Source organism: Streptomyces qaidamensis (genome assembly GCF_001611795.1).
Lineage (GTDB): Bacteria > Actinomycetota > Actinomycetes > Streptomycetales > Streptomycetaceae > Streptomyces > Streptomyces qaidamensis.
In genome coordinates this window covers 1,945,816-1,972,180 of sequence record NZ_CP015098.1, presented here as the reverse complement: position 1 = coordinate 1,972,180, position 26,365 = coordinate 1,945,816, and the positions used below count along the sequence as shown (strand labels likewise).

Genomic DNA, 26,365 nt, shown 5'->3' with positions numbered 1-26,365 from the left:
ATGCATACCGGTCGGTATGCTCGGGCGCGTCAGTGCGTCACCGTAGCCGCCGCCCCGGGAGGACCCGTGTCCCGCACCGCCCTGCGTATCTGTCCCCTGTGCGAGGCCACCTGCGGCCTGACGCTCACCATCGAGGGGACGCGCGTCACCCACGCCCGAGGTGACCGCGACGACGTGTTCAGCCAGGGATTCATCTGCCCCAAGGGCGCCTCCTTCGGAGCAGTCGACTCCGACCCCGACCGGCTGCGCACGCCGCTCGTACGGAGGGACGGCGAGCTGCGCGAGGCCACCTGGGAGGAGGCCTTCGACGCGGTCGCCGCCGGCATCCGGCCCGTCCTGGAACGCCATGGCCCGAACTCCGTCGGAGTCGTCCTCGGCAACCCCAACGTGCACACCATGGCCGGTGCCCTCTACCCGCCCGTCCTGCTCGCCGGGCTCGGCACCCGCAGCGTCTTCACCGCGTCCACGGTCGACCAGATGCCCAAGCACGTCTCCAGCGGCCTGCTCTTCGGCGACGCGAACGCCATCCCCGTGCCCGACCTCGACCGCACCGGACATCTGCTCCTGATCGGCGCCAACCCGCTGGAGTCCAACGGCAGTCTGTGCACCGCCCCCGACTTCCCGGGCAAGCTGAAGGCGCTCAAGGCCCGGGGCGGCACCCTCGTCGTGATCGACCCGCGGCGCACCCGCACCGCGAAGCTCGCCGACCGGCACATCGCCGTCCGCCCCGGCACCGACGCGCTGCTGCTGGCCGCGATGGCACAGGTGCTCTTCGAGGAGAGGCTCGTCGAGCCGGCCCCGCACGTCCAGGGCGTCGAGGAACTGTCCGACGCCATCCGGGAGTTCACCCCCGAAGCCGTCGCCGAGGCCTGCGACGTCGAGGCCGACGCGATCCGCGCCCTCGCCCGCGACCTGGCCGCCGCCCCGGCCGCCGCCGTGTACGGCCGCATCGGCAGCTGCACCGTCCCGCACGGCACCCTGGCCAGCTGGCTCGTCGACGTCCTCAACATCCTCACCGGCAACCTCGACCGGCCCGGCGGCGCGCTTTTCCCGCAGGCGGCCACCGACAAGACCCCGCGCCCCGCCGGACCGGGCCGCGGCTTCGCCCTCGGGCGCTGGCACTCCCGGGTGAGCCGGCACCCCGAGGCGAAGGGCGAACTGCCCCTGTCGGCCCTCGCCGAGGAGATCGACACCGCCACCGAGGAAGGGGAACCGGTGCGCGCGCTGATCGCCGTCGCCGCCAACCCCGTGCTGTCCGCGCCCGACGGCGACCGGCTCGACAAGGCCCTCGCCTCGCTCGACTTCATGGTCAGCGTCGACCCGTACCTCAACGAGACCTCGCGCCACGCCGACGTCGTCCTGCCCCCGCCCCCGCCCTCCCAGAGCCCGCACCACGACTTCGCCTTCAACACCCTCGCCGTACGCAACCAGGTCCGCTACACCCGCCCGGCCGTCCCGCTGGAGCCGGGCCGCATGGCGGAGACGGAGATCCTGGCGCGGCTGATCCTGGCGGTCACGGGCATGCACGGAACGGACCCGGCAGCCGTCGACCGGATGGTCATCGACCAGACCCTCGGCAAGGCGGTCACCGAGCCGCACTCGCCGGTCCACGGCGGTGATCCGCGCGAGCTCGCCGCCCGGCTCAGCGGCGACACCGGCCCCGAGCGACGGCTCGACATGATGCTGCGCCTCGGCCCCTACGGCGACGGCTTCGGCGTGCGGCCGGACGGCCTCAGCCTGGACAAGCTGCTCGCACACCCCCACGGCATCGACCTCGGGCCGCTGGAGCCCCGCCTGCCGCAGCCCCTGAAGACCCGCAGTGGCCGGGTGGAGCTGCTGCCCGGCCCGATCGCGGACGACCTGCCCCGCCTGCGCGCGGCCCTGGCCGAACGCCCCGAAGGGCTCGTCCTGGTCGGCCGCCGCCATCTGCGCTCCAACAACAGCTGGATGCACAACGTGCCCGCCCTCACCGGGGGCTCCAACCGCTGCACCCTGCACATCCACCCCGAGGACGCCGAACGGCTGGGCATCGAGGACGGGGCCGCCGTGCGCGTCAAGGGCGCCGGGGGAGAGGTCACCGCACCCGCGGAGGTCACCGACGCGATCCGCCGGGGCGTGGTGAGCCTGCCGCACGGCTGGGGCCACAACCGTCCCGGCACCCGCCTCAGCCACGCGTCCACGGACCCCGGCGTCAACGTCAACCAGCTCCTCGACGGCCGTCTGCTCGACCCGCTGTCGGGCAACGCGGTCCTCAACGGAGTGCCGGTCGAGGTCGCCCCCGAGACGGACCCGGAAGCGTCCGCCGTGACCGAAAAGCTCACCGCTCTGACCTGAGCAAAGCTGTGACCAGCAGTTTTGCGCTTATTGCTCGCACGTCAACGTCTTGTTAACGCTGCTTGAACGCACCTAACGTCTCGGACACCGCCGGCCCTGGTGGGATGTTCAAGGGCGAACGTTAGGTATCAACTCATGCTGACCATCCTCGGCTTCGCCATGATCGCGACCTTCCTGGTCCTGATCATGATGAAGAAGATGTCGCCGATCGCGGCGCTCGTGCTGATTCCCGCGCTGTTCTGCGTGTTCGTCGGCAAGGGCGCCGAGCTCGGCGACTACGTCCTCGACGGCGTGACCGACCTCGCCCCCACCGCGGCGATGCTCATGTTCGCGATCGTCTACTTCGGCGTGATGATCGATGTCGGTCTCTTCGACCCGATCGTCCGCGGCATTCTCAAATTCTGCAAAGCCGACCCGATGCGGATCGTCGTGGGCACCGCCCTGCTCGCCGCGATCGTGTCGCTGGACGGCGACGGCTCGACCACCTTCATGATCACCGTCTCGGCGATGTACCCGCTGTACAAGCGCCTGAAGATGAGCCTGGTCGTGATGACCGGTGTCGCCGCCATGGCCAACGGCGTGATGAACACCCTGCCGTGGGGCGGCCCGACCGCCCGCGCCGCGACCGCGCTGAAGCTCGACGCGAGTGACATCTTCGTCCCGATGATCCCGGCGCTCCTGGTCGGCCTGGCCTTCGTCTTCGTCCTCTCCTACGTGCTCGGCGTGCGCGAGCGCCGGCGGCTGGGTGTGCTGACCCTGGACGAGGTGCTGGAGGAGGAGAAGGAGACCGAGACGGTCCTCGTCGGGTCCGGCGGCTCCGGCGACGGCAAGGTCTCGATGCGCAAGGGCGGCACGGGCGGCGCCGGCTCCGGCACGGACGCTCCCGAGAGCGCCACGGGCTCCGCCGGCTCCGCGGACTCCGGGGACGGCGACGGCTTCCAGGGCCTCGACCCGAACCGGCCCACCCTGCGTCCCAAGCTCTACTGGTTCAACGCGCTGCTCACGGTCGGCCTGCTCACCGCCATGATCATGGAGTGGCTGCCGATCCCGGTGCTGTTCCTGATCGGTGCCGCGCTCGTCCTCTCCGTGAACTTCCCGCACATCCCCGACCAGAGGGCCCGTCTGGCCGCCCACGCCGACAACGTCCTGAACGTCTCCGGCATGGTCTTCGCCGCCGCCGTCTTCACCGGCGTCCTCCAGGGCACCGGCATGGTCGACCACATGGCCAAGTGGATGGTGGACGTCATCCCCGCCAGCATGGGCCCGCACATGGCCCTCGTCACCGGCATCCTGAGCCTGCCGCTCACCTACTTCATGTCGAACGACGGCTTCTACTTCGGTGTCCTGCCCGTCCTCGCCGAGGCGGGAGCCGCCCACGGGGTCACCCCGCTGGAGATGGCCCGCGCCTCCCTGGTCGGCCAGCCGCTGCACATGTCCAGCCCGCTCGTCCCGGCGGTCTACGTCCTGGTCGGCATGGCCAAGGTGGAGTTCGGCGACCACACCAGGTTCGTCGTGAAGTGGGCCGCCCTCACCTGCCTGGTCATCCTCGGCGCAGGCATGCTGTTCGGGATCATCTGAACCACTCCATGGACGACGTCATCGTGAGGCCCGGTGGGAACCGCGGCTGGCTGCTCCGCCTCGTCATCGCCTTCGGCTTCGCGCAGGGGGCGGTGTCGATGGCCCGGCCCGCCGTCTCCTACCGGGCCCTCGCGCTGGGTGCGGACGAGCGCGCGATCGGCGTGATCGCCGGTGTGTACGCCCTGCTGCCCCTCTTCGCCGCCGTCCCCCTCGGCCGCCGCACCGACCACGGCCGCTGCGCGCCCCTGCTGCCGGTCGGCGTGGTCCTCATATCAGGTGGCTGCGCCCTCAGCGGGGTCGCCGGTTCCCTGGGGACGATGGCCCTGTGGAGCGGGGTGATGGGCCTCGGGCACCTGTGCTTCGTCATCGGCTCCCAGTCCCTCGTCGCCCGCCAGTCCGCGCCGCACGAACAGGACCGCAACTTCGGTCACTTCACCATCGGCGCCGCCCTCGGGCAGCTCGTCGGCCCCATCGCCGCGGGCGTGCTGATCGGCGGCGAGGACCTGGCCGGCAGCAGCGCGCTCGCCCTGATCGTGGCGGGTGCCACGGCGGCGGTGGCGTTCACCTCGCTGTGGCGCATCGAGGATCGCCGCACGGCGTCCACGTCCCGCGCGGACAAGGGCGACCGGGTCCCGGTCCGGGGCATCCTGCGCACCCGGGGAGTGCCGGCGGGCATCTTCACCAGCCTCGCCGTGCTGTCCGCGACGGACATCCTGACCGCCTACCTCCCGGTGGTCGGCGAGCACCGGGGCATCGCGCCGTCCGTGATCGGCATCCTGCTGAGTCTGCGCGCGGCGGCCACGATCGCCTGCCGCCTGGTGCTGACCCCCCTGCTGCGGCTGCTCGGGCGGACCCTGCTGCTGACGGTCACCTGTCTGCTGGCGGCCCTGCTGTGCGCGGGCATCGCCCTGCCGCTGCCGGTGTGGGCGCTCGGGCTGCTGCTGGTCGCGCTGGGCTTCTGCCTCGGGGTCGGCCAGCCGCTGTCCATGACGACGGTCGTCCAAGCCGCCCCCGACGACGCCCGTTCCACGGCCCTGGCCCTGCGCCTCACCGGCAACCGGCTCGGCCAGGTCGCCGCGCCCGCCGCGGCGGGGCTGATCGCCGGGGTCGCGGGTGTGGCGGCGCCGTTCGTGATGCTGGGAGTGCTGTTGCTGCTGTCGTCGGGGGTCGCCGTACGGTCGCGGGGGGAGCCGGGGGAGTCGGAGCCGGTGCAGGAGGCTGATGGTGAGGTCCGCGGTGCGCGGAGGGGCTTCCGGTGCCGGGTGCCGCTGCGCCGGAAGAGCGATATCTGACGCGTCGTTGGGCGGTGCTGCGCCCTCTTGGGTGCTGAGGTGACAGAAAGTCAGGTGACGAGGTGTTTGTATGTAAATCATCTGACTTGGAGGCATGTTCATGCCCGTCGTACCCCTCGCGCGTCGTGCCGGCACCCGCACCGCCGTCGTCGCCGCCCTCACCCTCGCAGGGACCACCCTGAGCGGGGTGTCCGCCGTCGCCGCCCCCATTCCGGGGGACAACGGAGACGTCAAGATCCACGCCAGCACGACGGCCGCGGCCAACCAGCGCAACGACCCGAAGGTCTGCGACTTCTACCTCGCCGCGTTCAACTTCGACGCGGGCGAGAAGGTCAACTGGACCATCCAGACCCAGCCCGAGGTCCCGGGCGGCGCCACCCGCACGGGCAGCTTCACCGCCGACGCGACCGGCGCGGGGCGTACCGCGGCCGTCGACCTGCCCAACGGGCAGTACAAGCTGACGTGGCTCACCGACCAGGCCCACGGTGCGGGCAAGTTCAAGGTGTTCAAGGTCGACTGCCCGACCTCCAAGCCGACGACGCCGGTCGGCGGCCCGCCGGCGGGCGGTGGCGGCATCGCCCGCGGTGAGGCCTTCACGCCGGTCACCGGCGCGGCCGCGGTCGGCCTGGCCGCCGTGGCCGGGACGGTCTGGTTCCGGCTCCGCCGCCGCCCCGATGGCGCCGCGTAAGCCACGTTCCGCGGATCGCTCCGCCCCGCTGGGGCGGGGCGGAGACGCGCTGGGGTCCGGCGCCGGGCCGGTGAGGCGACGTGCAGGCGGCGCCCGGCCCGGCGCCGCCCCGGCGGTTCGGCGAGCGGCGGACGCCGGTTCCTTCGGTGTGCCGCCGGGGCGGAGCGGGGGTGGTACTGGTGCCGCTCGCGTGTCGTCGGGGCGGCGTGGGGGCGGGGCTGGTTCTGCCGGGGCTTCGGAGGTTCGGCGGGGAGTGGTCGGCGGTTCGGGGTCTCGGTCGGGTTCGGGGTCTGCCGGTGCTGCAGTGGGGCGGCGTGGGGGCGGCGTTGCCGCGGCGCCAGAGGGTCGGCGTGGGGCCGGGTCCGCTCGGGCCCCGGGGGCCCGGCGTGGGGGCAGGTCCGCTGCGGCCCCCGTCGGGCGGCGTGGTTCCGGCGCCGGCCCGGGCGGGCGGTACGCGATGGCCGCCGGCGTCCCTGACGGGTGGTCCGGGCGAGGCCGTAGGCCCCGGTACCGGACGCGTGCCTATCGGCTGACCAGGACGGTCGTGGTAGCCGTCGCCATGCTGCTCGTGGCCGGGGTCTGCTGGGACCGGGGCGAAGAGCCCGGCTCGACGGTCACGGCCCTCCCGCCGGACCTCACGACGGCCGCCCACCCGGCCGGCTCCGGCACGGGCACCGCTGCCCTGCCCCCATCTCCAGGTCCCCGTGCGACCGCCTCGCCGGGAGCCTCCGGCGCCCGCACCGGCACCGCTGCCCGCACGGCCGCCTCCACCGCCCCCAGCCCGCGCACCGGCCCACCCCGGACGGCCGCCTCCGCGGCCACCCCCCGCGCCCCGGGGCCCGCCACCGACGCCCCCCCCGCCCCCCGCCCCGTCCCCAACGGCGCCCGCACCCAAGGCCCTCGCGTAGCCCCCCATCCCCCCATCCCCAGTTCCCCCCCCCCCGGGGCCCGCAAGGGCAACCCCGCCGCGCCGCACAGCCGTCCCGCGGTCGCCACCCCGCGCCCCGCTCCTCCCAGGCCCGCCGCCCGGGTCCCCGCCCCGGCCGCCCGGAAGCCCCACTCCCCGCCCGGCCCCCGTCCCCTGCCCCGCTCCCGGGCCACCCGGCTCCTCATCCCCTACCTCCGCGTCGATGCCCCGGTCATGGGCCTCGGCCTCGACCGCGACCGCCGCCTCACCGCGCCGCCGGACGACGACCCCAGGCTCGTCGGCTGGTACCAGCACGGCGCCTCACCCGGCGAGCAGGGCACCGCCGTGGCCGTAGGGCACCTGGACACGGACAGCGGGCCCGCCGTCTTCGCGGGGCTGACCGAGCTGAAACGGGGCCGGATCGTCAAGGCCCGCCGCGTCGACGGGCGGATCGCCGTCTACACGGTCGACAAGATCAAGTCGTACGAGAAGGCGCACTTCCCCAGCCAGGAGGTGTACGGCGCCCGGGGCCGCCCCGAGCTGCGTCTGATCACCTGCGGCGGCAGCTACGACCGCAGGAAGGGCTACTCCGGCAACGTGGTCGTCTTCGCCCACCTCACCGGCATCCGCTGAACCGGGCCGTCCGCCTTCTCGCCAGATGGACCGAAGCCCCCGATCTTGTCCGGTGTCTTCCCCAGGCCGCACACAGTCCGTTAACTTCCGTGACCCAGAGCCCCGTACGACCCGCACGGGGCTTCCGACCGCGGAGCACCAGCGCCCTGAAGACCCCTCGGGGGCACCTCATGACACGCGCCATCTCCCTGCACGACGTGAGCAAGGCCTATCCGCGCGGCCCCCGCGTGGTGGACCGGCTGTCGCTGGACATCTCGCCCGGCGAGTTCCTCGTGCTGCTCGGGCCGTCCGGCTGCGGCAAATCGACCGTGCTCAGGATGATCGCGGGGCTGGAGGAGATCGACGAGGGCCAGCTGCTGCTCGACGGCGAGTACGCCAACGACCTGCCGCCCTCCGGCCGGGACATGGCGATGGTCTTCCAGAACTTCGCCCTCTACCCGAACATGACGAGCCGCGCCAACATCGGCTTCCCGCTGCGCATCGAGGCCCCGGGCACCGACCCCCGCCCCCGCGTCGACGCCACCGCCCGCATGCTCGGCATCGAGGACCTCCTGGACCGCCTGCCCGGCCAGCTCTCCGGCGGCGAACGCCAGCGCGTGGCCATGGGCCGGGCCATCGCCCGCCATCCTTCCGCCTTCCTGATGGACGAGCCCCTGTCCAACCTCGACGCCAAACTCCGCACCCATCTGCGGGCCGAGATCTCCCGGCTCACCCGGGAACTGGGCGTCACCACGATCTACGTCACCCACGACCAGGCCGAGGCCATGTCGCTCGGCGACCGGGTCGCGGTGCTGCGCGGCGGCGTCCTCCAGCAGGTCGACAGCCCCCGCGCGGTCTACGCGCTGCCCCGCAACGTCTTCGTCGCGGCCTTCATCGGCACCCCGCGCATCAATTTGGTGCGCGGCCTGGTGCGGGCTCCGCTCGACGGGGCGATGACCATCAGCCTGGGCAAGCAGTTCCTCCGCCTGCCCGAACCGCTCTCCCTGGACCACCAGTTGCTGCGGGTCCAGCAGGGTCGTGAGGTCATCGTGGGTCTGCGCTCGGAGGCCGTCCGGATCGCGAAGCACAGCGCGGCCCGCCCCGGCGAGGTGCCGATCACCGGCCTGGTCGAGCACGTGGAGTTCCAGGGGCACGAGATCCTGGTCCACTTCAGCACCGGCTCCAGCCCCGCCGTCGTCCCCGACCTGGAAGCCCCACGCCCCCGGCCCGGCCGCCCCGCCCGGCGCCGCCGCCGCGACGGCTCGGTCCTCACGAGGCTCCGGGAGCGGTCAGGGGCAGGGCGGGCCGGACCCGTGATCGCCCTGGACCACCCGGAGGCCGCCGCCCCCGCGACCGCCGACGCGCGCCTGCCCGGCGATCTCATCGTCCGTACCACCCCGGACCTGGCCCTCCGGCACGGCATGCAGGTACCGCTCCTCGTGGACCTCGCCCACCTCTTCGTCTTCGACCAGCACGGCGACCGGATCTGTCCGCACCCGGACCGCCTGCCCGACCTGGGGGAGTGAGGAGCGGCACATCGGGACGTGGCCGTCCGCGTGCTCTGATGACCGGTGGTGTCTGGCGCCAGAAAACTATCGTCGCTAGTTTATGTGTCGGACGATGACGCCCCGCCCCGGAGGAAGCGCGATGAAGGCATACGACGGCATGTACATCGAGGGTGCCTGGCGCCCCGCCGCCGGCCAGGACGTGATCGAGGTCGTGAACCCGGTCGACGAGCAGGTCATCGGCACGGTCCCGGCCGGTACCGCCGAGGACGTCGACGCCGCCGTACGGGCCGCCCGCGCCGCCCTGCCGGACTGGGCCGCGACCCCGCCCGCCGAGCGCGCGGCGCGTCTGGCCGCCCTGCGGGACGTGCTCGTGACCCGAGCCGACGAGATCGCCGAGACCGTCACGGCCGAGCTCGGCTCGCCGCTGAAGTTCTCGCAGGCCGTCCACGCGGGCGTGCCGATCGCGGTGGCGGGCTCGTACGCCGAACTGGCGGCCGCGTACGCCTTCGAGGAGAAGACCGGCAACTCGGTCGTGCACCACGAACCGATCGGTGTCGTGGCCGCGATCACGCCCTGGAACTACCCGCTGCACCAGATCGTCGCCAAGGTCGCCCCGGCCCTCGCGGCCGGCTGCACGGTCGTGGTGAAGCCCGCCGAGGACACCCCGCTGGTCGCCCGGCTGTTCGCCGACGCGGTGCACGAGGCCGGGCTCCCGGCGGGCGTCTTCAACCTGGTCACCGGCCTCGGCCCGGTCGCGGGACAGGCCCTCGCCGAGCACCCCGGCGTCGACCTGGTCTCCTTCACCGGCTCCACCGCCGTGGGCCGGCAGATCGCCGCGGTCGCCGCCGGGCAGGTCAAGAAGGTCGCCCTCGAACTGGGCGGCAAGTCCGCCAACGTCATCCTCCCGAGCGCCGACCTGGCCAAGGCGGTCAACGTCGGGGTCGCCAACGTCATGTCCAACTCCGGGCAGACCTGCAGCGCCTGGACCCGGATGCTCGTCCACCGCGACCGGTACGACGAAGCCGTCGAACTCGCCGCTGCCGCCGCCGCCAAGTACGGCGACCGCATCGGCCCGGTCGTCAACGCCAAGCAGCAGGACCGGGTGCGCGGCTACATCGAGAAGGGCGTCGCCGAGGGCGCCCGCCTGGTCGCCGGCGGTCCCGAAGCCCCCCGCGAACAGGGCTACTTCGTCAGCCCGACCGTCTTCGCCGACGTCACCGAGGACATGACCATCGCGCAGGAGGAAATCTTCGGCCCGGTCCTGTCGATCCTGAAGTACGAGGACGAGGACGACGCCCTGCGCATCGCCAACGGCACGGTGTACGGCCTGGCCGGCGCCGTCTGGGCCGGCGACGAGGCCGAGGCGGTGGCGTTCGCGCGCCGGATGGAGACCGGCCAGGTCGACATCAACGGCGGTCGCTTCAACCCCCTCGCGCCTTTCGGCGGCTACAAGCAGTCGGGTGTGGGCCGCGAACTCGGCGTGCACGGACTGGCCGAGTACCTCCAGACCAAGTCCCTCCAGTTCTAGTCAGGGAGTCCCTTCCGTCATGGCTGTCCGCGCCGCCGTCCTGCCCGCCATCGGCTCCCCGCTGGAGATCACCGGCATCGACCTGCCCGACCCCGGGCCCGGCCAGGTCCGCGTCCGGCTCGCCGCCGCCGGGGTCTGCCACTCCGACCTGTCCCTGTCCGACGGCACCATGCGCGTGCCCGTCCCGGCCGTCCTCGGGCACGAGGGTGCCGGCACGGTCGTCTCCGTCGGGGAGGGCGTCGACCATGTCTCACCCGGCGACGGCGTCGTCCTCAACTGGGCCCCCTCCTGCGGCGCCTGCCACGCCTGCTCGCTCGGCGAGGTGTGGCTGTGCGCCAACGCCCTCAGCGGCGCCGCCGACGTCTACGCCCGCACCACGGACGGCACCGACCTCCACCCCGGCCTGAACGTCGCCGCGTTCGCCGAGGAGACGGTCGTCTACGCCTCCTGCGTGCTGCCCGTCCCCGACGGCGTCCCGCTCACCGACGCGGCCCTGCTCGGCTGCGCCGTCCTCACCGGCTACGGCGCCGTCCACCACTCGGCCCGGGTCCGGCGGGGTGAGACCGTCGCGGTGTTCGGCGTCGGGGGAGTGGGCCTCGCCGCCCTCCAGGCCGCCCGGATCGCGGGTGCCTCGAAGATCGTCGCGGTGGACGTGTCCGCCGAGAAGGAGGAACTGGCCAAGGCGGCCGGCGCCACCGACTACGTCGTCGCCTCCGACACCACCGCCCGCGAGATCCGCGGCCTCACCGGCAAGCAGGGCGTCGACGTCGCCGTGGAGTGCGCCGGCCGCGCGGTCACCATCCGCACGGCCTGGGACTCCACCCGCCGCGGCGGCCGCACCACGGTCGTCGGCATCGGCGGCAAGGACCAGCAGGTCACCTTCAACGCCCTGGAGATCTTCCACTGGGGCCGCACCCTCTCCGGCTGCGTCTACGGCAACTCCGACCCGGCCCGGGACCTCCCCGTCCTGGCCGAACACATCCGGGCGGGCCGCCTCGACCTGAGCGCGCTGGTGACGGAACACATCTCCCTGGACGGCATTCCGGCGGCCTTCGAGAACATGCTGGCGGGCAAGGGCGGCCGGGCCCTGGTCGTCTTCTAGGCCCGAATCGTCCGGTACCCCGGCCCCCGCGCGGCCGGGGTCTTCGGCATGCCCGGGCCCGTGGTCAATGCCAAGTACAGGCAAAAGTCCTGGTGCGCGACCCGTTGACGTACATACCGTCCGGTCAGTACGTTCCCCGGAACTCAAGCCACCCCCCGTTCCGTCCCCCGCACCCCCCGGAGCGTGCACCGCATGGACACGGCACCTTCCGCTCAGCCCGCCACGACCACGCCCGCCGTCGGCAACCGCCGTCGCGTGGCCACCGCGGCGGCGCTCGCCTCGGCCGTCGAGTGGTACGACTACTTCGTCTTCGGCATCGCCGCCGCCCTCGTGCTCGGCGACCTCTACTTCCCCGCCGGCAGCACCACGGCAGGCGTCCTCGCCTCGTTCGCCACCTTCGCCGTCGGCTTCCTCGCCCGGCCCATCGGCGGCATCGTCGCCGGACACCTCGGCGACAAGCGCGGCCGCAAGCCGATGCTCGTCCTCGCGCTCACCCTGATGGGCGTCGCCACCACCGGCATCGGCCTGCTGCCCACCTACGAAACCATCGGCGTCGCCGCCCCGATCCTGCTCGTCCTGCTGCGCGTCGCCCAGGGCGTCGCCGTCGGCGCCCAGTGGGGCGGCGCGATGCTCCTGGCCACCGAGTACGCCCCGGAGGGCAAGCGCGGCGTCTACGGCAGCGTCGTCCAGCTCGGCGTCCCCATCGGCGTGGTCACCGCCAACACCGTCTTCCTGCTGGCCGGCGCCCTCACCACCGACTCGGCGTTCGCGTCCTGGGGCTGGCGCGTGCCGTTCCTGGTCGGCCTGCTGGTCCTGGGGCTCGCCTGGTACATCCACACGCGCGTCGAGGAGACCCCGGCGTTCCGGGAGGCCGAACGGGCGCTCGCCGAGAAGGAGAAGTCCGAGCAGAACTCGCCCCTGCGTACGATCCTGCGCGGCCACCTGGGCACGGTGTTCCTGGCCGGCGGCTCCTTCGCCGTGAACACCGCCACCTTCTACATCCTCATCACCGGCGTCCTCGACTACACGACCCGCGAGCTGGACATGAAGAAGAGCGCGGTGCTCACCGTCTCGCTCTGCGTCAGCCTCACCCAGCTGGTGCTGATCCCGGCCTCCGCCGCGCTCTCCGACCGCGTCGGCCGCATCCGCATCTACGCCCTCGGTGCCGTGGGCATCGCGCTGTGGGCCGTACCGCTCTTCCTGCTGATCGACACCGGATCACTGCTGTGGCTCGCGGTCGGCACGTTCGTCGCCAGCTGCTTCCTGAGCATCATGTACGGCCCCCAGGCCGCCCTGTTCGCCGAGCTGTTCACGCCCGAGATGCGCTACACCGGCGCCTCCCTCGGCTACCAGATCGCGGCCGTCGCGGGCGGCGGGCTCGCGCCCTTCATGATGGTGCTGCTCCTGGAGGCGACGGGCACGTCGATGGCCGTGTCCGGGTACATCATCGTGCTCTCGGTGATCGCACTGATGTCGATCAAGATCCTCGCGGACCGGGCACGTGCGGCGGAGGCACAGACCGGGCCGGAGACGAAGGCCGGGTCAACGAGCTGAGTCCCCGGCCTGCTCGGACCGCGGCTCCGGAACCGCTCCCGGAGCCGCGTTCCGGGCCGCGGCCCGCGACCGCGACACCGCCACCCCGGCCAGGCACAGCACCCCGCCCACCAGCGTGAGCAGCCCCGGTACCTCGCCGAGGAACAGCCACGACATCAGGACGACCAGTGCGGGCGCCGCGTACGTCGTCGCGCCCATCCGGCTCGCGGTCGTCCGGGACAGCGCGTACGCCCACGTCGTGAAGGCGAGGGCGGTCGGGAAGACGCCCAGGTAGAGCATGTTGAGCGTCGCGGAAGCCGGGGCGTCACCGGCCTCCTGGACGAGCTGCCCCGCGAACGGCAGGCACAGCACCGCGCCGACCAGGCACCCGAACGTCGTCACCTGCAAGGGGCTCGCCGAGCCCAGCGCCGGCTTCTGCGCCACGACGCCACCGGCGTACGCGATCGCCGCCAGCAGGCACAGCACCACCCCGAGCACCGAGGACCCGCCCTCGCCCGACATCGACAGGCCCACCGTCACGGCTCCGGCGAACGACACGGCCATCCCCGCCAGCAGCCGCGGCGGCATCGGGTCGCCGAGCAGCCGGGCACCGAGCAGCGCGATCAGGATCGGCCCGGTGTTCACGACCAGGGCGGCCGTACCCGCGTCGACCTGCTGCTCGCCCCAGTTGAGGGCGACCATGTAGAAGCCGAACCACAGCACTCCCGATATCGCGATCCCGCGCCAGGCCGAGCGCGGCGGCACCCCTTCCCGCCGCAGCAGGCAGATCACCCCCAGCGTCAGCGCCCCGGCCAGCAGCCGCCCGAGCGCCAGCGCGCCGGGTGAGTACGCGTCACCGGCGCTGCGGATCGAGACGAAGGCGGACGCCCACAGCACGACGGTGACCGCCGCCGCGCCGGCGGCGAGCAGCTCCGCCCGGCGGCCGGGACGGGACGGGGAGTTGTTCGACATCATGCTCCAGAGGCTAGGAGGGGAAGGGCCCCGAAGGCTCGCGGATTTCGGACGGGGGCGCCTTGCGCGGCCGCAGGGGCGCCGTGCCGGGTTGGCCGGGGTGTCGTGCTGGGTCGGATGGGTGCGGTGCGGGTTGGCCGGGGTGTCGTGCTGGGTCGGATGGGTGCGGTGCGGGTTGGCCGGGGTGTCGTGCCGGGTAGGAAGTGCCGGGCGCGGTCCCAGGGCGCAGTGCCCGGTCGGAGGGGCGGCGTGCGCGGCTACCGCAACGCCATCGCCTCCACCCCCAGCAGGTCCCACAGGGCGCGCTCGCCGGCCGCCGTCACCTTCACGGCCCGTTCCGAGCCGATGCGCACGCACCAGCCCGTGTCCAGGGCGTGCCGGCACAGCGCCGCGCCCGCGACGCCCGCGAGATGGGGCCGGCGTTCGGTCCAGTCGAGACAGGCCCGGGCGAGCGGCCGCCGACTCTGCCGGTCGAGGGCGATACCGGCCGAGACGAACCACGCCGTCCCCGCGTCGGTGAGCGCGAACCCCGTCTCCTGCTGCAGCAGCCCGCGGGCCGTCAGCGCGTCGGTGACCGCGATGCCGAGCCGCCCGGCGAGATGGTCGTAACACGTGCGGCCCCGGGCCATCGCCGACCCTGCGTTCGACTCCCGCAGGTTCCGCGGCCGTACGGCGGTGCCCGGCGGGACCTGGGAGGCGAGATCCTCCACCAGCTGGGCGATCCGGGCGTCGGCCAGCCGGACGTAGCGGTGCCGGCCCTGCCGATCCTCGGTGAGCAGCCCACCCGTGACGAGCCGGCCCAGGTGCTCGCTCAGCGTCGAGGCGGCCACCCCCGCGTGCCGTGCCAGCTCGCCCGCGGTCCAGGCCCGGCCGTCGAGCAGCGCCAGCAGGCAGGCGGCCCGGGTCTCGTCCGCGAACAGCGCGGCGAACCGGGCCAGGGCCGTGGCCCGGGGATCCCTCGTCGTCATGTCCCCAGCATGGGACACGGACGGTTCGGCGGTCGCCGAAGCGTCGCTACGCCGTACGCCGCACCTGCTCGTACTGCCGCGCCAGCCCGTCCAGCAGGGCCGTCAGACCGGTCTCGAAGGCGCGCTCGTCGATCTTCTCCTGCTGCTCGGCGAGGAGGTGGGCCTGCTGGAGATGGGGGTAGTCGGCGGGGTCGTAGGCGCTCGCGTCGTCCACGAATCCCCCGGCGAAGGAGCCGAGGGCGGAGCCCATCACGAAGTAGCGCATCAGCGCGCCGATGGACGTGGCCTGCGCGGGCGGCCATCCCGCGGCGACCATCGCGCCGTAGACGGCGTCCGCCAGGCGCAGTCCGGCCGGGCGGCGGCCGGGGCCGCGGGCCAGCACCGGGACGATGTTCGGGTGGTCGCGCAGGGCGGCCCGGTAGGAGACGGCCCAGTCGTGCAGCGCGGTCCGCCAGTCCCGGCCGTCCTGGAACATCGACAGGTCCACCTGGCCGCTCACCGAGTCGGCGACCGCCTCCAGGATCTCGTCCTTGGTGCGGAAGTGGTTGTACAGAGAGGGCCCGCTGACCCCCAGTTCGGCGGCGAGCCGCCGTGTGGAGACGGCGGCCAGACCCTCCGCGTCCACGAGCGCGCGGGCCGCCTCGACGATCCGGTCGGTGCTGAGCAGGGGCTTGCGCGGTCGGGCCATGGCGCACATAGTAGGGCTACGCTGTAAACTAGCAGTGCTAATTTAAATGTCCGGCTTTCAATGGGGTGACCTGTGGTGAATCTGGAGCTCAGCGAGGAGCAGAGCGCTGTCCGGCAGCTCGCGCGGGACTTCGTGGAGCGCGAGATCACCCCGCACGTCATCGCCTGGGACCGCGCCGAGGAGGTCGACCGGGCGATCGTCAAGAAGCTCGGGGAGGTCGGTTTCCTGGGCCTGACGATCGACGAGGAGTACGGCGGCTCCGGGGGTGACCACCTTGCGTACTGCCTGGTCACGGAGGAGCTGGGCCGGGGCGACTCGTCCGTGCGCGGCATCGTCTCCGTCTCCCTCGGGCTGGTCGCCAAGACCGTCGCCGCCTGGGGGAGCGAGGAGCAGAAGCGGCGCTGGCTGCCCGGGCTGACCTCCGGCGCGTCGATCGGCTGCTTCGGCCTGACCGAGCCGGGCACGGGCTCGGACGCGGGCAACCTGGTGACCCGGGCCGTACGGGACGGCGACGACTACGTCCTCAACGGCACCAAGACGTTCATCACCAACGGCACCTGGGCCGACGTCGTCCTGCTCTTCGCCCGCTCCACGGACGCCCCGGGCCACAAGGGCGTCTCCGCCTTTCTCGTCCCGGCCGAGACGCCCGGCCTGACCCGCCGCACCATCCACGGCAAGCTCGGGCTGCGCGGCCAGGCCACGGCCGAACTCGCCCTGGAAGACGTACGCGTGCCGGCCTCCGCCCTGCTGGGGGAGGAGGGCAAGGGCTTCTCCATCGCCATGTCGGCTCTCGCCAAGGGCCGGATGTCGGTCGCAGCGGGCTGTGTCGGCATAGCCCAGGCCGCCCTCGACGCGGCCGTGCGCTACGCGGGGGAGCGCGAGCAGTTCGGCAGGACCATCGCCCATCACCAGCTGGTCCAGGAGCTGCTCAGCGACATCGCCCTCGACGTGGACGCCGCGCGCCTGCTCACCTGGCGGGTCGCCGACCTGATCGACCGGGGGCAGCCGTTCGCCGTCGAGTCGTCCAAGGCCAAACTGTTCGCCTCGGAGGCCGCCGTCCGCGCCGCCAACAACGCGCTCCAGGTGTTCGGCGGCTACGGCTACATCGACGAGTACCCGGCGGGCAAGCTGCTGCGGGACGCCCGCGTCATGACCCTCTACGAGGGCACGAGCCAGATCCAGAAGCTGGTCATCGGGCGGGCGCTGACCGGCGTCTCGGCGTTCTGAGTACGTGTCTGAGTACTTCGGCGGATGTGGCGCGGGCCACGTCCGCCGATGCTTTCCCCCATGAGTGACACACCGGGCAAGCAGCAGAACACGGCCGCCTTCTACGGCCAGGCCGTCGCCTCCTTCGCCGTCGCCATGGCGGCCACCGCGATCGGCATCTACCAGCTCAGCGCCGACGCCTGGGTGCGGGCCTTCCTCGCGATCGCCGTCCTGTACCTGGTCACGTCCTCCTTCACCCTGGCCAAGGTGATCCGGGACCGGCAGGACGGTGCGGCCCCCTCGTACGCCCCCTTCGAGAAGCGCTGAGCGGCCACACTAAGCGCTCGCTCACCTTCGGCGGTATGGTGTTCCTCCTGCCAGTGGAGAGGGGCGAGCGATGAGTACGGCGGAGGATACGGCCGGCGGCGAGGCGCAGGCGTGGGGCGAGGTCACGCCCGACGCGGCGCGGCGGCTGCTGATCGCCGCGGTGGAGGCCTTCGCCGAGCGCGGCTACCACGCCACGACGACCCGCGACATCGCGGGTCGCGCCGGGATGAGCCCGGCCGCGCTCTACATCCACTACAAGACCAAGGAAGAGCTGCTGCACCGCATCAGCAGGATCGGGCACGAGAAGGCCCTGGAGATCCTGCGGACGGCGTCCCGCCGCGAGGGCAGCGCCACCGAGCGGCTCGCCGACGCGGTGAGCTCCTTCGTCCGCTGGCACGCGGGCGGGCGGACCACCGCGCGGGTCGTGCAGTACGAGCTGGAGTCCCTCGGGCCCGACGCCCGCGCCGAGATCCTCGCACTGCGCCGCCAGGTCGACGGCGAGGTGCGCGGGATCATCGAGGAGGGCGCGCGGTCCGGCGAGTTCGAGGTCATCGACGTGCACGGCACCACGCTGGCCGTGCTGTCGCTCTGCATCGACGTCGCGCGGTGGTTCAACGTCGACGGGCCCCGCACGCCGGAGCAGGTCGGCGAGCTGTACGCCGAGCTGGTGCTGCGCATGGTCGGGGCCCAGGGCCCGGCGGTCTGAGGTCCGGCGGCCCCGCCTCAGAGGTAGTAGCGCGCCACCGACTCGGCGACGCAGACCGGCTTGTCGCCGCCCTCGCGCTCGACGCTGAAGGCGACGGCCACCTGGACGCCGCCCGGCACCTCCTCGACGGCGCTGATCGCCGCGGTGGCGCGCAGGCGGGAGCCGACGGGGACCGGGGCGGGGAAACGCACCTTGTTCGTGCCGTAGTTGACGCCCATCTTCACGCCCTCGACGGCGATCAGCTGCGGTCCGAAGAGGGGCAGCAGCGACAGGGTCAGATAGCCGTGCGCGATGGTGGTGCCGAAGGGGCCGGCGGCGGCCTTCTCCGGGTCGACGTGGATCCACTGGTGGTCACCGGTGGCCTCCGCGAAGAGGTCGATCCGCTTCTGGTCGATGTCGAGCCAGTCGGTGTACCCCAGTTGTTCGCCCACCGCCGACTTCAGGTCGTCGACGGACGTGAAGATCCTCGGCTCTGCCATGTCTTCCAGGCCTCTCGTGTGCAGGGGGTCTGCGCGCTCACTGTCTAAGCGACTGCTTAGCATGGTCGGCCGTGCGAGCTGTGTCAACGGACTCGGTAGGGTTCGAGGGGTGCCCCAGATCCCAGAGAAGATCCATGAGCTCACGGTCGGCCAGCTCGCGGCGCGCAGCGGCGCCGCCGTTTCCGCCCTGCACTTCTACGAGTCCAAGGGCCTGATCAGCAGCCGCCGGACCGCGGGCAACCAGCGTCGCTACTCCCGCGACACGCTCCGCCGGGTCGCCTTCATCCGGGCCGCGCAACGGGTCGGCATCCCTCTGGCGACGATTCGCGACGCACTCGCCGAACTTCCCGAGGAGCGCACCCCCACCCGGGAGGACTGGGCGCACCTCTCCGAGGTCTGGCGCACCGAACTGGAAGAACGCATCAATCAGCTGAACCGCCTCCGGGACCACCTCACCGACTGCATCGGCTGCGGGTGTCTCTCCCTGGACAACTGCGTCCTGTCCAACCCGGACGACGTCTTCGGCGAACGCCTCACGGGCTCGCGCCTGATGGTCGACCGGGGCGGTCGGTAACGCCCGACCGGGCCGTCTCGTACTCCGCCAGCCCGGCCGCGACCAGTTCTCCGTTCGACCTCGCCGGTTCCCCTCCCGGCAGGACCAGGACGTCCTCCAGTCCGATCCGGGTGGCCAGGCCCAGCCGGCCCGCGAGGCGCAGCACCGGCCAGGCGCCCCCGTCCTCGCCGTGCAGCAGGACAGGCCGGCCGTGGGCGGTCCCGATGCCGGACAGCAGCGCGTGCGCGGACGACACGGCGCCCTGCGGATCCGTGTCCGTCACCTCCGCCAGGACCCGCAGCACCTTCGGCCCGAGCGGCGAGGCGGCGAACCGCTCCGCGCCGTCCGTCCCGGACCAGATGCCGGCCTCCACACCCACTCCGCGCTCCATGAGCAGCGCGGCCGTCTCCTCCGCCCCCGGCTCGTGCCAGTTGACCGAGGCGTGGTCGGGCAGCACCGTCCACGCGCGTATCCGCTCCAGCCGGGCGGCGGGGTCCGGCTCCGCCCACGCGCCCGTGGTCACACCGACCGGCACCGGCACCCGTGCCCGGATCGCCGACAGCGTCACCGCGAGCACCCGCGGCGACAACGTGTCCTGCCCGCACGGGGTCTTGGGATGGACGTGGAGGTCCCTCGCCCCGGCGGCCACGGCCCCGGCGGCCGAGCCGGCCATCGACTCGGGTGTCAGCGGCACGGCCACACCGTCAGCGGCCGTCCGCGAACCGTTCAGGCACACCTGCATCATGGCGTCGATGGTGCCAGTCACCACCGACAGTGGGGGTGCGGCATCCCCGGCGCACCCCCCGCGCACCCGCATCCGTCAAGCCGACACCAGCAGCCTCGCCCGCCGGGCGTACGCCAGGGACTCGGGCGTGAGCACGGGACGCGGCACCAGAATTCCGCAGTCCGTGCAGACCGGACCGGACGAGGGTTCGTGGTCCAGGTCGTACCTCCACATGAGCTGCTCCCCGCCGCACACCGGGCAGGCCGAGCCCGGCTCGCGCTCCAGTGCGGCGATCAGCCGGCGCAGCACCTCGGCCAGCGGTTCACGGGGATGGACCGCCGGATCGTCGCACCACGCCACACCGAAGCCGCCCCAGGTCATCCGGTGCCAGTCGTCCACGCTGCCCGGCCTGCGCAGCCCGTCGTGCTTCTCCTTCTTGCGGCGCTCGGCGAACTCGACCTCGTAGGCCAGCCAGACCGCCCGTGCCTCCTCCAGCTCGTCCAGTGCGGCCACGAGCCGCACCGGATCGGGGGAGCGGTCCTCGGGACCGAACCCTGCCCGGGAGCACAGATGGTCCCAGGTCGCCCTGTGTCCGTAAGGGGCGAACCTCTCAAGGCACTTACGCAGCGAATAGCGCCGCAAGGCCAGATCGCACCGCGGATCGCGGACCTGTCTCGCCAGACTCCGGAAACCGGCCATCGTCCTGCACCTCCGTCACACCTGCACCTGCACCTGTAATCCGGTCACTTCGGCGTCGTCGAACGGACGTCGCCGAATAGACGTATCGACAAGCGAATCGGCTCCATCCGATTTCAAATGGCCTCCATAAGCGGCCCCGAGAGGCTCGCGAACCGACTGCCGTGGTCCGTGTGTCTGTTGTGCCGACTTCAAAAAGTGACGCTTGTTCATCTTCAAGCCGGGGGATACCGGCGGTAACATCCGGCCCACCCCCGTCGGGAGGAGCCCCCCCATGCCACGGCGTGCCCCACGCACCGTTCTCGACAGAATGAGAACTCCCAGCGGAATCCCCGGGTTCCTGAAGACAGCTTCGGTATGCGCACTGATTGCAGGTCTCTTGTCGCCGCTTGCCCCGGCCGCCGCCTCGGAAACAGCGACCGCGCAGGCCACGGCCGCGGCGAACGACCACTGCGGAAACCAGTGTTCGGACATCCTCCCGCCCGGCCAGAACGGCAACGCCACCCTCGCCCAGATCCTCCTCAACCAGGCCTTCGGCACCCAGCCCGAGCACGCCGAGGACCAGCTCGGGCCCTACGCCAACCTCGCCAAGGGCTACCCCGGCCTCACCAACGACAAGATCAACACCTTCTTCAACGACGCCTCCTTCGGCGTCCCCGCCGACCAGGTCGCCTCCAGCCTCAAGCCCGCCGGACGCGGTGACGTGACGATCGTCCGGGACAAGAAGACCGGTGTGCCGCACATCACCGGTACCACCCGGTACGGCACGGAGTTCGGCGCCGGCTACGCGGCGGCCCAGGACCGGCTGTGGCTGATGGACGTCTTCCGGCACGTCGGGCGCGGGCAGCTGACCTCCTTCGCGGGCGGTGCGCCCTCCAACCAGGGCCTGGAACAGCAGTTCTGGCGGCACGCCCCGTACACCGAGGCCGATCTTCAGGCGCAGATCGACAACGCCGTCGCCACCAACGGCGAGCGCGGCAAGCAGGCCCTCGCCGACGTCAAGGCCTACCTCGACGGCATCAACGCCTACATCGACGCCTCCGACAAGGGGCGTACCTTCCCGGGTGAATACGTACTCACCGGCCACAAGGACTCAGTCACCAACGCCGGCACGATCGAGCACTTCAAGATCACCGACCTGGTCGCGCTGGCCTCCGTCATCGGCGCGCTGTTCGGCTCGGGCGGAGGCGGCGAGGTGAACAACGCCCTCTCGCTCATGGCCGCCCAGGACAAGTACGGCGTCGCCGAGGGCACCAAGGTCTGGGAGTCCTTCCGGATGCGCAACGACCCGGAGGCCGTCCTCACCCAGCACGCCGGCAGCTTCCCGTACGGGACCAAGCCCGCCGACCCGCAGGGCACGGCCCTGCCCGACGCGGGCTCGGTGAAGCCGGAGCCGCTCGTGTACGACCGCACCGGCAGCGCCACCACGGCCTCCGCGACCGGCGCGTCCGGCGAAGCCGCCAAGACCGCCACGTCGTCCGCCAAGCGCGGCATGTCCAACGCCCTCGTCGTCAGCGGCAAGCACACCGCGAGCGGCCACCCCGTCGCCGTGTTCGGCCCGCAGACCGGCTACTTCGCCCCCCAGCTGCTGCTCCTCCAGGAGATCCAGGGCCCGGGCATCAGCGCCCGCGGCGCCTCCTTCGCGGGCTTGAGCATGTACGTCGAGCTCGGTCGCGGCCAGGACTACGCGTGGAGCGCCACGACCTCCGGCCAGGACATCATCGACTCCTACGCCGTCGAACTGTGCCAGGACGACTACCACTACCTGTACCGCGGCACCTGCACGCCGATGGAGAAGATCGAGCAGAAGAACACCTGGAAGCCCACGGTCGCCGACGGCACCGCCGCGGGCTCGTACACCATGCGCGTCTGGCGCACGAAGTACGGACCCGTCGAGTACCGCGCGACGGTCGGCGGCAAGAAGGTCGCCTACACCACGCTGCGCTCGTCCTTCCTGCACGAGGCCGACTCCATCATCGGCTTCCAGATGCTGAACGACCCGGACTACGTCAAGGGCCCGGACACCTTCCAGAAGGCCGTGCAGCACATCAACTACACCTTCAACTGGTTCTACGCCGACTCCGAGCACACCGCGTACTACAACAGCGGCGACAACCCGGTGCGCGCGGCCGGCGTGGACGCCGAGTTCCCGGCGTGGGCCCGGCCGGCGTACGAGTGGCGCGGCTGGGACCCGGCGACCAACACGGCCGACTACACCCCGCCCTCCGCGCACCCGAACTCCGTCGACCAGGACTACTACGTCTCCTGGAACAACAAGCAGGCCAGGGACTACACGACCGCCCCCTGGGGCAACGGGTCCGTGCACCGCGGCAACCTCCTGGAGGACCGGGTGAAGAAGCTCGTCCAGCAGGGCGGGGTGACCCGGGCCGCTCTCGTGAAGGCCATGGCCGACGCCGGACTGACGGACCTGCGGGCCGAGGACGTCCTGCCCAAGCTCCTGAAGGTCGTCAACAGCTCGCCCGTCACCGACCCCGCCGTCGCGGCCGCCGTGAGCAGACTCCAGGCCTGGGCCGCCGCGGGGGGCAAGCGTACGGAGACCGCCGCCGGCTCGAAGAAGTACGCCGACGCCGACGCGATCCGCATCCTCGACGCCTGGTGGCCGCTGCTGGTCAAGGCCGAGTTCGAACCCGGCCTCGGCAGCGGGCTCTACGAGGCCATGACCGCCAACCTCCCCGTCGACGAGTCCCCGTCGGCCGCCCACGGCCCGACCGGATCGCACGCGGGAAGCTCCTTCCAGTACGGCTGGTGGAGCTACGTCGACAAGGACGTCCGCGCGGTCCTCGGTGAGCAGGTGAAGGGACCGCTGGCGCGCACCTACTGCGGCGACGGCAGCCTCGCCGCCTGCCGGGACACCCTCGTCAGCACCCTGAAGGCGGCGGCCGGCAAGACGGCGGCCCAGGTCTACCCCGGCGACGACGTGTGCCCGGCGGGCGACCAGTGGTGCGCCGACTCGATCAACCACCGCACCCTCGGCGGCATCAAGCACGGCAAGATCGGCTGGCAGAACCGGCCGACCTACCAGCAGGTCGTGGAGTTCACCTCACACCGGTGACGCCCTGCCTGGCGGCGGGTCTCACCTCACACCGGTGACGCGCTGCCTGGCGGTGGGTCTCAGCTCACACCGGTGACGCGCTGCCTGGCGGTGGGTCTCAGCTCACACCGGTGACGCGCTGCCTGGCGGCGGGTCTCACCTCACACCGGTGACGCCTTGCCCGGCGGCGGGTCTCGCCTCGTACCGGTGGCGCCTTGCCCGGCGGCGGGTCAGCGAACCCGGCCCGCCGCCAGGACCAGCCGGGCCAGTTCCGCGTGCAGGATGTCGCTGTGCGCGCCGGCCGGCGGCCCGCCGCGTCTGACCACCGCCGCCGCGTCGACGTTCACGCACCCCGAGGCGGGCAGCTTCGCTTCCAGGGCCTCGGCGAGGGTGTAAGTGCGCGTGCCCGGCACGGCCTGCACTCCGTCGTAACCCATAGCGCCCCACTTGGCGCCCAGGACCCGCCCCATGACCGGCTCCGCAGCCGAGCGGCTGTCGCCCGCCATCCGCGAGGCCAGCGGATACATCGTCCCCAGGGCCGCGTCGTGCCGGGAGTGGCAGCACACCAGGGGCCCGTCGACGCGGTTCTGCTGTCCCTGGAGCACCCCTCCCGCCCGGGCGTCGTGCGGCAGCCGGGCCGCGAACGCGTAGTGCGAGAAGGCGCCTTGGAGCAGCGTCACCGACTTCACCGTGCGCACGCCCTCGGGCAGGCCCCGCAGCGCGAACGACACCAGCCGCGCGCCGAAGCTGTGCCCGACCAGGTGCACCCGCACCTCCGGCGCCGCCTGAGCGAGCTGTCCGACGACCCGGCCGAGCCCGCGCTCCCCGACGGTCCCCGCGCGCCGCTTCATCGCGTAGTACGTGGCCTGCCGCAGCAGTTCGTGCGCACCGTCCCAGGGGTTGGGGATCCTGAACCCCTGCCGCGGCCCGGGCGCCTCCAGCTCCGCCAGTGCCCGCGCGAACTCCTCGCAGGCCGCCGCCGACGACCCGGCGAACATCTCCGGCTCGCTCTGCGGCACGCCCTCCGCCACCGTGTCCGCGGCGAACAACGCCTGCGGCCCGGGCGCCACCACCTCCACCAGTGTCCGCACCAGCCGCCCGAACTCCTCCAGCTCGGCCTCCTCCGGCGGCTGCTGCTCCAGCAGCCGGGCGATCTGGTCGACCAGGATCGCCCGGCCCGGGAAGGTGTCCAGCAGGGCGTGACGCGTGTCCTTGTCCAGCACCGGGCGCCTCGGCGGCTCGGCCGCCACGGCCCTGGGGAAGTCCGGGATCGGCTCGTCGGAGAACCGCATCGCCGGCCACAGCACGCCGACGTAGCCGATCCGGGCCGCCGGGGCCAGCCGCGGCAGGGGCGCGAAGAAGCGGTCGTAGAGACGGGTCGCGCCCGAGCGGTCGGTGTTCCAGCCGTGCGCGAAGACGATCAGGTCGCGCACGCCCCGCTCGGTCACCCCGGCGAGCAGCCGGTCGCGCCGGCGGCCCTCCGGGTCCCCGTCCGCGTCGAAGGCCACCTCCCAGTAGGGAGTCACACTCATCGCCGGATCTGCCATGACAGGCCCCCTGGTCCCCGGGTGACGCCACGATGTGGGCGCATCGTCCTGCCAACGGGGGAGCTTGGCCATACGTCACGGGCGCATTCGGCTCAGCGGTAGTGGAGGTACTTCCGCCGCATCCTCCGGAACGCCGCCAGGTCCTCCTGCCACCCGGCCACCACCTCGTCGGTGTCCGCACCCGCGTCGATCATCGTGCGCACGCGCGCGGAGCCGGTGAGCTTGTCGATCCAGTTGTCCGGGCGCCAGGCGAAGCCGCTCCAGACCCGCTTGGCGGTGACGAGCAGGGCGATCCCCGTGCGGACCGGATCGAACGCGGCCCGGTCGTGCACATGCACCTGCACACCGCCGACCGTCTTCCCCTGGAACTTCGAGAACGTGGGCGCGAAGTAGGCCTCCCTGAACCGCACCCCGGGCAGGGCGAGTTCGTTCGCGGCGGCCGCCCAGCGCCGGTCGACGCCCTCCGCGCCCAGCAGTTCGAACGGCCGGGTCGTGCCGCGCCCCTCCGACAGGTTCGTGCCCTCGAACAGGCACGTCCCCGAGTACACCAGGGCCGTCTCCGGCGTCGGCATGTTGGGGCTCGGCGGCACCCAGGGCAGTCCGGAGGCGTCGTAGAAGTCCGACCGTTTCCAGCCCGACATCGGCACGGTCTCCAGCGGCACGGGCTCGGTCAGGAACTCCCCGTTGAACAGCCGCGCCAGCTCGGCGACGGTCATCCCGTGGGCCTGGGCGATGGGCTGCCGCCCGACGAAGGTGGCGAACTCCTTGTGCAGGACCGGGCCGAGGGCCGCCCGGCCGGTCACCGGGTTGGGCCGGTCCAGCACGACGAACCGCTTGCCGGCGAGCCGGGCTGCCTCCATGCAGTCGTACAGCGTCCAGATGTACGTGTAGAAGCGGGCGCCGACGTCCTGGATGTCGAAGACGACCGTGTCGACGCCGGACGCGGTGAAGACGTCGGCGAGCGGCCGGCCGCTCTTGAGGTACGTGTCGTAGACCGGCAGGCCGGTCGCCGGGTCGTCGTGACGGCCCTCGGAACCGCCGGCCTGGGCGGTGCCGCGGAAGCCGTGCTCGGGGCCGAAGACGGCCCTCAGATCCACTCGGGTGTCCGCGTGCATGACGTCGACGATGTGCCGGGCGTCGCGGGTGATGCCGGTGGGGTTGGTGACGATGCCGATGCGCTGCCCGCGCAGGGGTTCGTAACCGGACGCGGCGAGGTTCTCGAAGCCGGTTCGCCGGTGGCGCCGGGCTTCGGCGGTGGTGGGGGTGAGCGATGCGGCTGCCGCAGTGGCCGCTGTGAGTAAGGTCCGTCTGGAAGGGCGCATGAGTGGCCTCCGTGATCCGGTTTGTGCCGCTACGTGGTGGCCG

At 72.4% G+C, this 26,365-nt stretch carries 22 protein-coding genes; 14 read left to right on the top strand and 8 right to left on the bottom strand.

The window, feature by feature from the left end; translation table 11 throughout:
• Window positions 1–66: 66 nt before the first annotated feature.
• From A4E84_RS08585 to A4E84_RS08545, 9 genes are all read left to right on the top strand, one after another.
• Window positions 67–2,334 (top strand): molybdopterin oxidoreductase family protein, encoded by a 2,268-nt coding sequence (locus A4E84_RS08585; RefSeq protein WP_062925962.1) that lies wholly within the window; start codon window positions 67–69, stop codon window positions 2,332–2,334.
• A 135-nt stretch (window positions 2,335–2,469) separates the two neighbouring features.
• On the top strand, window positions 2,470–3,912 hold the full coding sequence (locus A4E84_RS08580) for a CitMHS family transporter (RefSeq protein WP_062925961.1): 1,443 nt from the start codon (window positions 2,470–2,472) through the stop codon (window positions 3,910–3,912).
• Window positions 3,913–3,935: 23 nt separating this feature from the next.
• Window positions 3,936–5,204, top strand: a complete 1,269-nt coding sequence (locus A4E84_RS08575; RefSeq protein ID WP_062931369.1) for an MFS transporter — start codon at window positions 3,936–3,938, stop codon at window positions 5,202–5,204.
• Window positions 5,205–5,304: 100 nt separating this feature from the next.
• Entirely contained in the window at window positions 5,305–5,892 is a 588-nt protein-coding gene (locus tag A4E84_RS08570; protein WP_062931368.1) for a hypothetical protein, read from the top strand.
• A 544-nt stretch (window positions 5,893–6,436) separates the two neighbouring features.
• Window positions 6,437–7,432 carry a class F sortase gene (locus tag A4E84_RS45695; protein WP_418082193.1) on the top strand — a complete coding sequence of 332 codons (996 nt, stop codon included), beginning with the start codon at window positions 6,437–6,439 and terminating at the stop codon, window positions 7,430–7,432.
• Window positions 7,433–7,602: 170 nt separating this feature from the next.
• Window positions 7,603–8,937, top strand: a complete 1,335-nt coding sequence (locus A4E84_RS08560; RefSeq protein WP_062925960.1) for an ABC transporter ATP-binding protein — start codon at window positions 7,603–7,605, stop codon at window positions 8,935–8,937.
• A 121-nt stretch (window positions 8,938–9,058) separates the two neighbouring features.
• On the top strand, window positions 9,059–10,447 hold the full coding sequence (locus tag A4E84_RS08555) for an aldehyde dehydrogenase family protein (protein ID WP_062925959.1): 1,389 nt from the start codon (window positions 9,059–9,061) through the stop codon (window positions 10,445–10,447).
• Window positions 10,448–10,466: 19 nt separating this feature from the next.
• A complete protein-coding gene (locus A4E84_RS08550; RefSeq protein WP_062925958.1) occupies window positions 10,467–11,549 on the top strand; it encodes a Zn-dependent alcohol dehydrogenase in 1,083 nt (360 codons plus the stop codon).
• Window positions 11,550–11,741: 192 nt separating this feature from the next.
• On the top strand, window positions 11,742–13,103 hold the full coding sequence (locus tag A4E84_RS08545; RefSeq protein ID WP_062925957.1) for an MFS transporter: 1,362 nt from the start codon (window positions 11,742–11,744) through the stop codon (window positions 13,101–13,103).
• Here the strand turns inward: A4E84_RS08545 and A4E84_RS08540 are convergent.
• The 3 genes from A4E84_RS08540 to A4E84_RS08530 form a co-directional block, all read right to left on the bottom strand.
• The gene (locus tag A4E84_RS08540; protein ID WP_062925956.1) at window positions 13,092–14,054 is read right to left on the bottom strand and encodes a DMT family transporter; all 963 of its coding nucleotides are present in this window, start codon (window positions 14,052–14,054) and stop codon (window positions 13,092–13,094) included. The two genes, A4E84_RS08545 and A4E84_RS08540, sit on opposite strands and share 12 nt — an antisense overlap.
• A 257-nt stretch (window positions 14,055–14,311) precedes the next feature.
• Window positions 14,312–15,022 carry an ArsR/SmtB family transcription factor gene (locus A4E84_RS08535; RefSeq protein WP_062925955.1) on the bottom strand — a complete coding sequence of 237 codons (711 nt, stop codon included), beginning with the start codon at window positions 15,020–15,022 and terminating at the stop codon, window positions 14,312–14,314.
• A 46-nt stretch (window positions 15,023–15,068) separates the two neighbouring features.
• Window positions 15,069–15,710, bottom strand: coding sequence for a TetR/AcrR family transcriptional regulator (locus A4E84_RS08530; RefSeq protein ID WP_062925954.1), 642 nt, complete (start codon window positions 15,708–15,710; stop codon window positions 15,069–15,071).
• Window positions 15,711–15,785: 75 nt separating this feature from the next.
• Here A4E84_RS08530 and A4E84_RS08525 point away from each other — a divergent pair, with 75 nt between their 5' ends.
• The 3 genes from A4E84_RS08525 (at window position 15,786) to A4E84_RS08515 (ending at window position 17,949) form a co-directional block, all read left to right on the top strand.
• A complete protein-coding gene (locus tag A4E84_RS08525; RefSeq protein ID WP_062931367.1) occupies window positions 15,786–16,937 on the top strand; it encodes an acyl-CoA dehydrogenase family protein in 1,152 nt (383 codons plus the stop codon).
• Window positions 16,938–16,997: 60 nt separating this feature from the next.
• Entirely contained in the window at window positions 16,998–17,243 is a 246-nt protein-coding gene (locus tag A4E84_RS08520; protein WP_062925953.1) for a YiaA/YiaB family inner membrane protein, read from the top strand.
• Between the two features lie 70 nt (window positions 17,244–17,313).
• Window positions 17,314–17,949 (top strand): TetR/AcrR family transcriptional regulator, encoded by a 636-nt coding sequence (locus tag A4E84_RS08515; protein ID WP_062925952.1) that lies wholly within the window; start codon window positions 17,314–17,316, stop codon window positions 17,947–17,949.
• Between the two features lie 17 nt (window positions 17,950–17,966).
• Here A4E84_RS08515 and A4E84_RS08510 read toward each other — a convergent pair whose 3' ends face one another.
• Entirely contained in the window at window positions 17,967–18,428 is a 462-nt protein-coding gene (locus A4E84_RS08510) for a MaoC family dehydratase (protein WP_033311842.1), read from the bottom strand.
• A gap of 109 nt (window positions 18,429–18,537) precedes the next feature.
• On the opposite strand from A4E84_RS08510, the gene soxR reads away from it, so the two are divergent.
• Complete coding sequence (gene soxR, locus A4E84_RS08505; protein WP_062925951.1) at window positions 18,538–19,002, top strand: redox-sensitive transcriptional activator SoxR; 465 nt, start codon at window positions 18,538–18,540, stop codon at window positions 19,000–19,002.
• On the opposite strand, the gene A4E84_RS08500 is transcribed toward soxR, so the two are convergent.
• Window positions 18,962–19,726 carry a 3-keto-5-aminohexanoate cleavage protein gene (locus tag A4E84_RS08500; RefSeq protein ID WP_062931366.1) on the bottom strand — a complete coding sequence of 255 codons (765 nt, stop codon included), beginning with the start codon at window positions 19,724–19,726 and terminating at the stop codon, window positions 18,962–18,964. The two genes, soxR and A4E84_RS08500, sit on opposite strands and share 41 nt — an antisense overlap.
• Before the next feature lie 75 nt (window positions 19,727–19,801).
• On the bottom strand, window positions 19,802–20,404 hold the full coding sequence (locus A4E84_RS08495; protein WP_062925950.1) for a hypothetical protein: 603 nt from the start codon (window positions 20,402–20,404) through the stop codon (window positions 19,802–19,804).
• A 271-nt stretch (window positions 20,405–20,675) separates the two neighbouring features.
• Here A4E84_RS08495 and A4E84_RS08490 point away from each other — a divergent pair, with 271 nt between their 5' ends.
• A complete protein-coding gene (locus A4E84_RS08490; protein ID WP_062925949.1) occupies window positions 20,676–23,474 on the top strand; it encodes a penicillin acylase family protein in 2,799 nt (932 codons plus the stop codon).
• A gap of 209 nt (window positions 23,475–23,683) precedes the next feature.
• Here A4E84_RS08490 and A4E84_RS08485 read toward each other — a convergent pair whose 3' ends face one another.
• Both A4E84_RS08485 and A4E84_RS08480 read right to left on the bottom strand, forming a co-directional pair.
• Window positions 23,684–25,000 carry a hypothetical protein gene (locus tag A4E84_RS08485; protein WP_062925948.1) on the bottom strand — a complete coding sequence of 439 codons (1,317 nt, stop codon included), beginning with the start codon at window positions 24,998–25,000 and terminating at the stop codon, window positions 23,684–23,686.
• A 92-nt stretch (window positions 25,001–25,092) separates the two neighbouring features.
• Window positions 25,093–26,322 carry an exo-beta-N-acetylmuramidase NamZ family protein gene (locus A4E84_RS08480; RefSeq protein WP_062925947.1) on the bottom strand — a complete coding sequence of 410 codons (1,230 nt, stop codon included), beginning with the start codon at window positions 26,320–26,322 and terminating at the stop codon, window positions 25,093–25,095.
• Window positions 26,323–26,365: the final 43 nt, after the last annotated feature.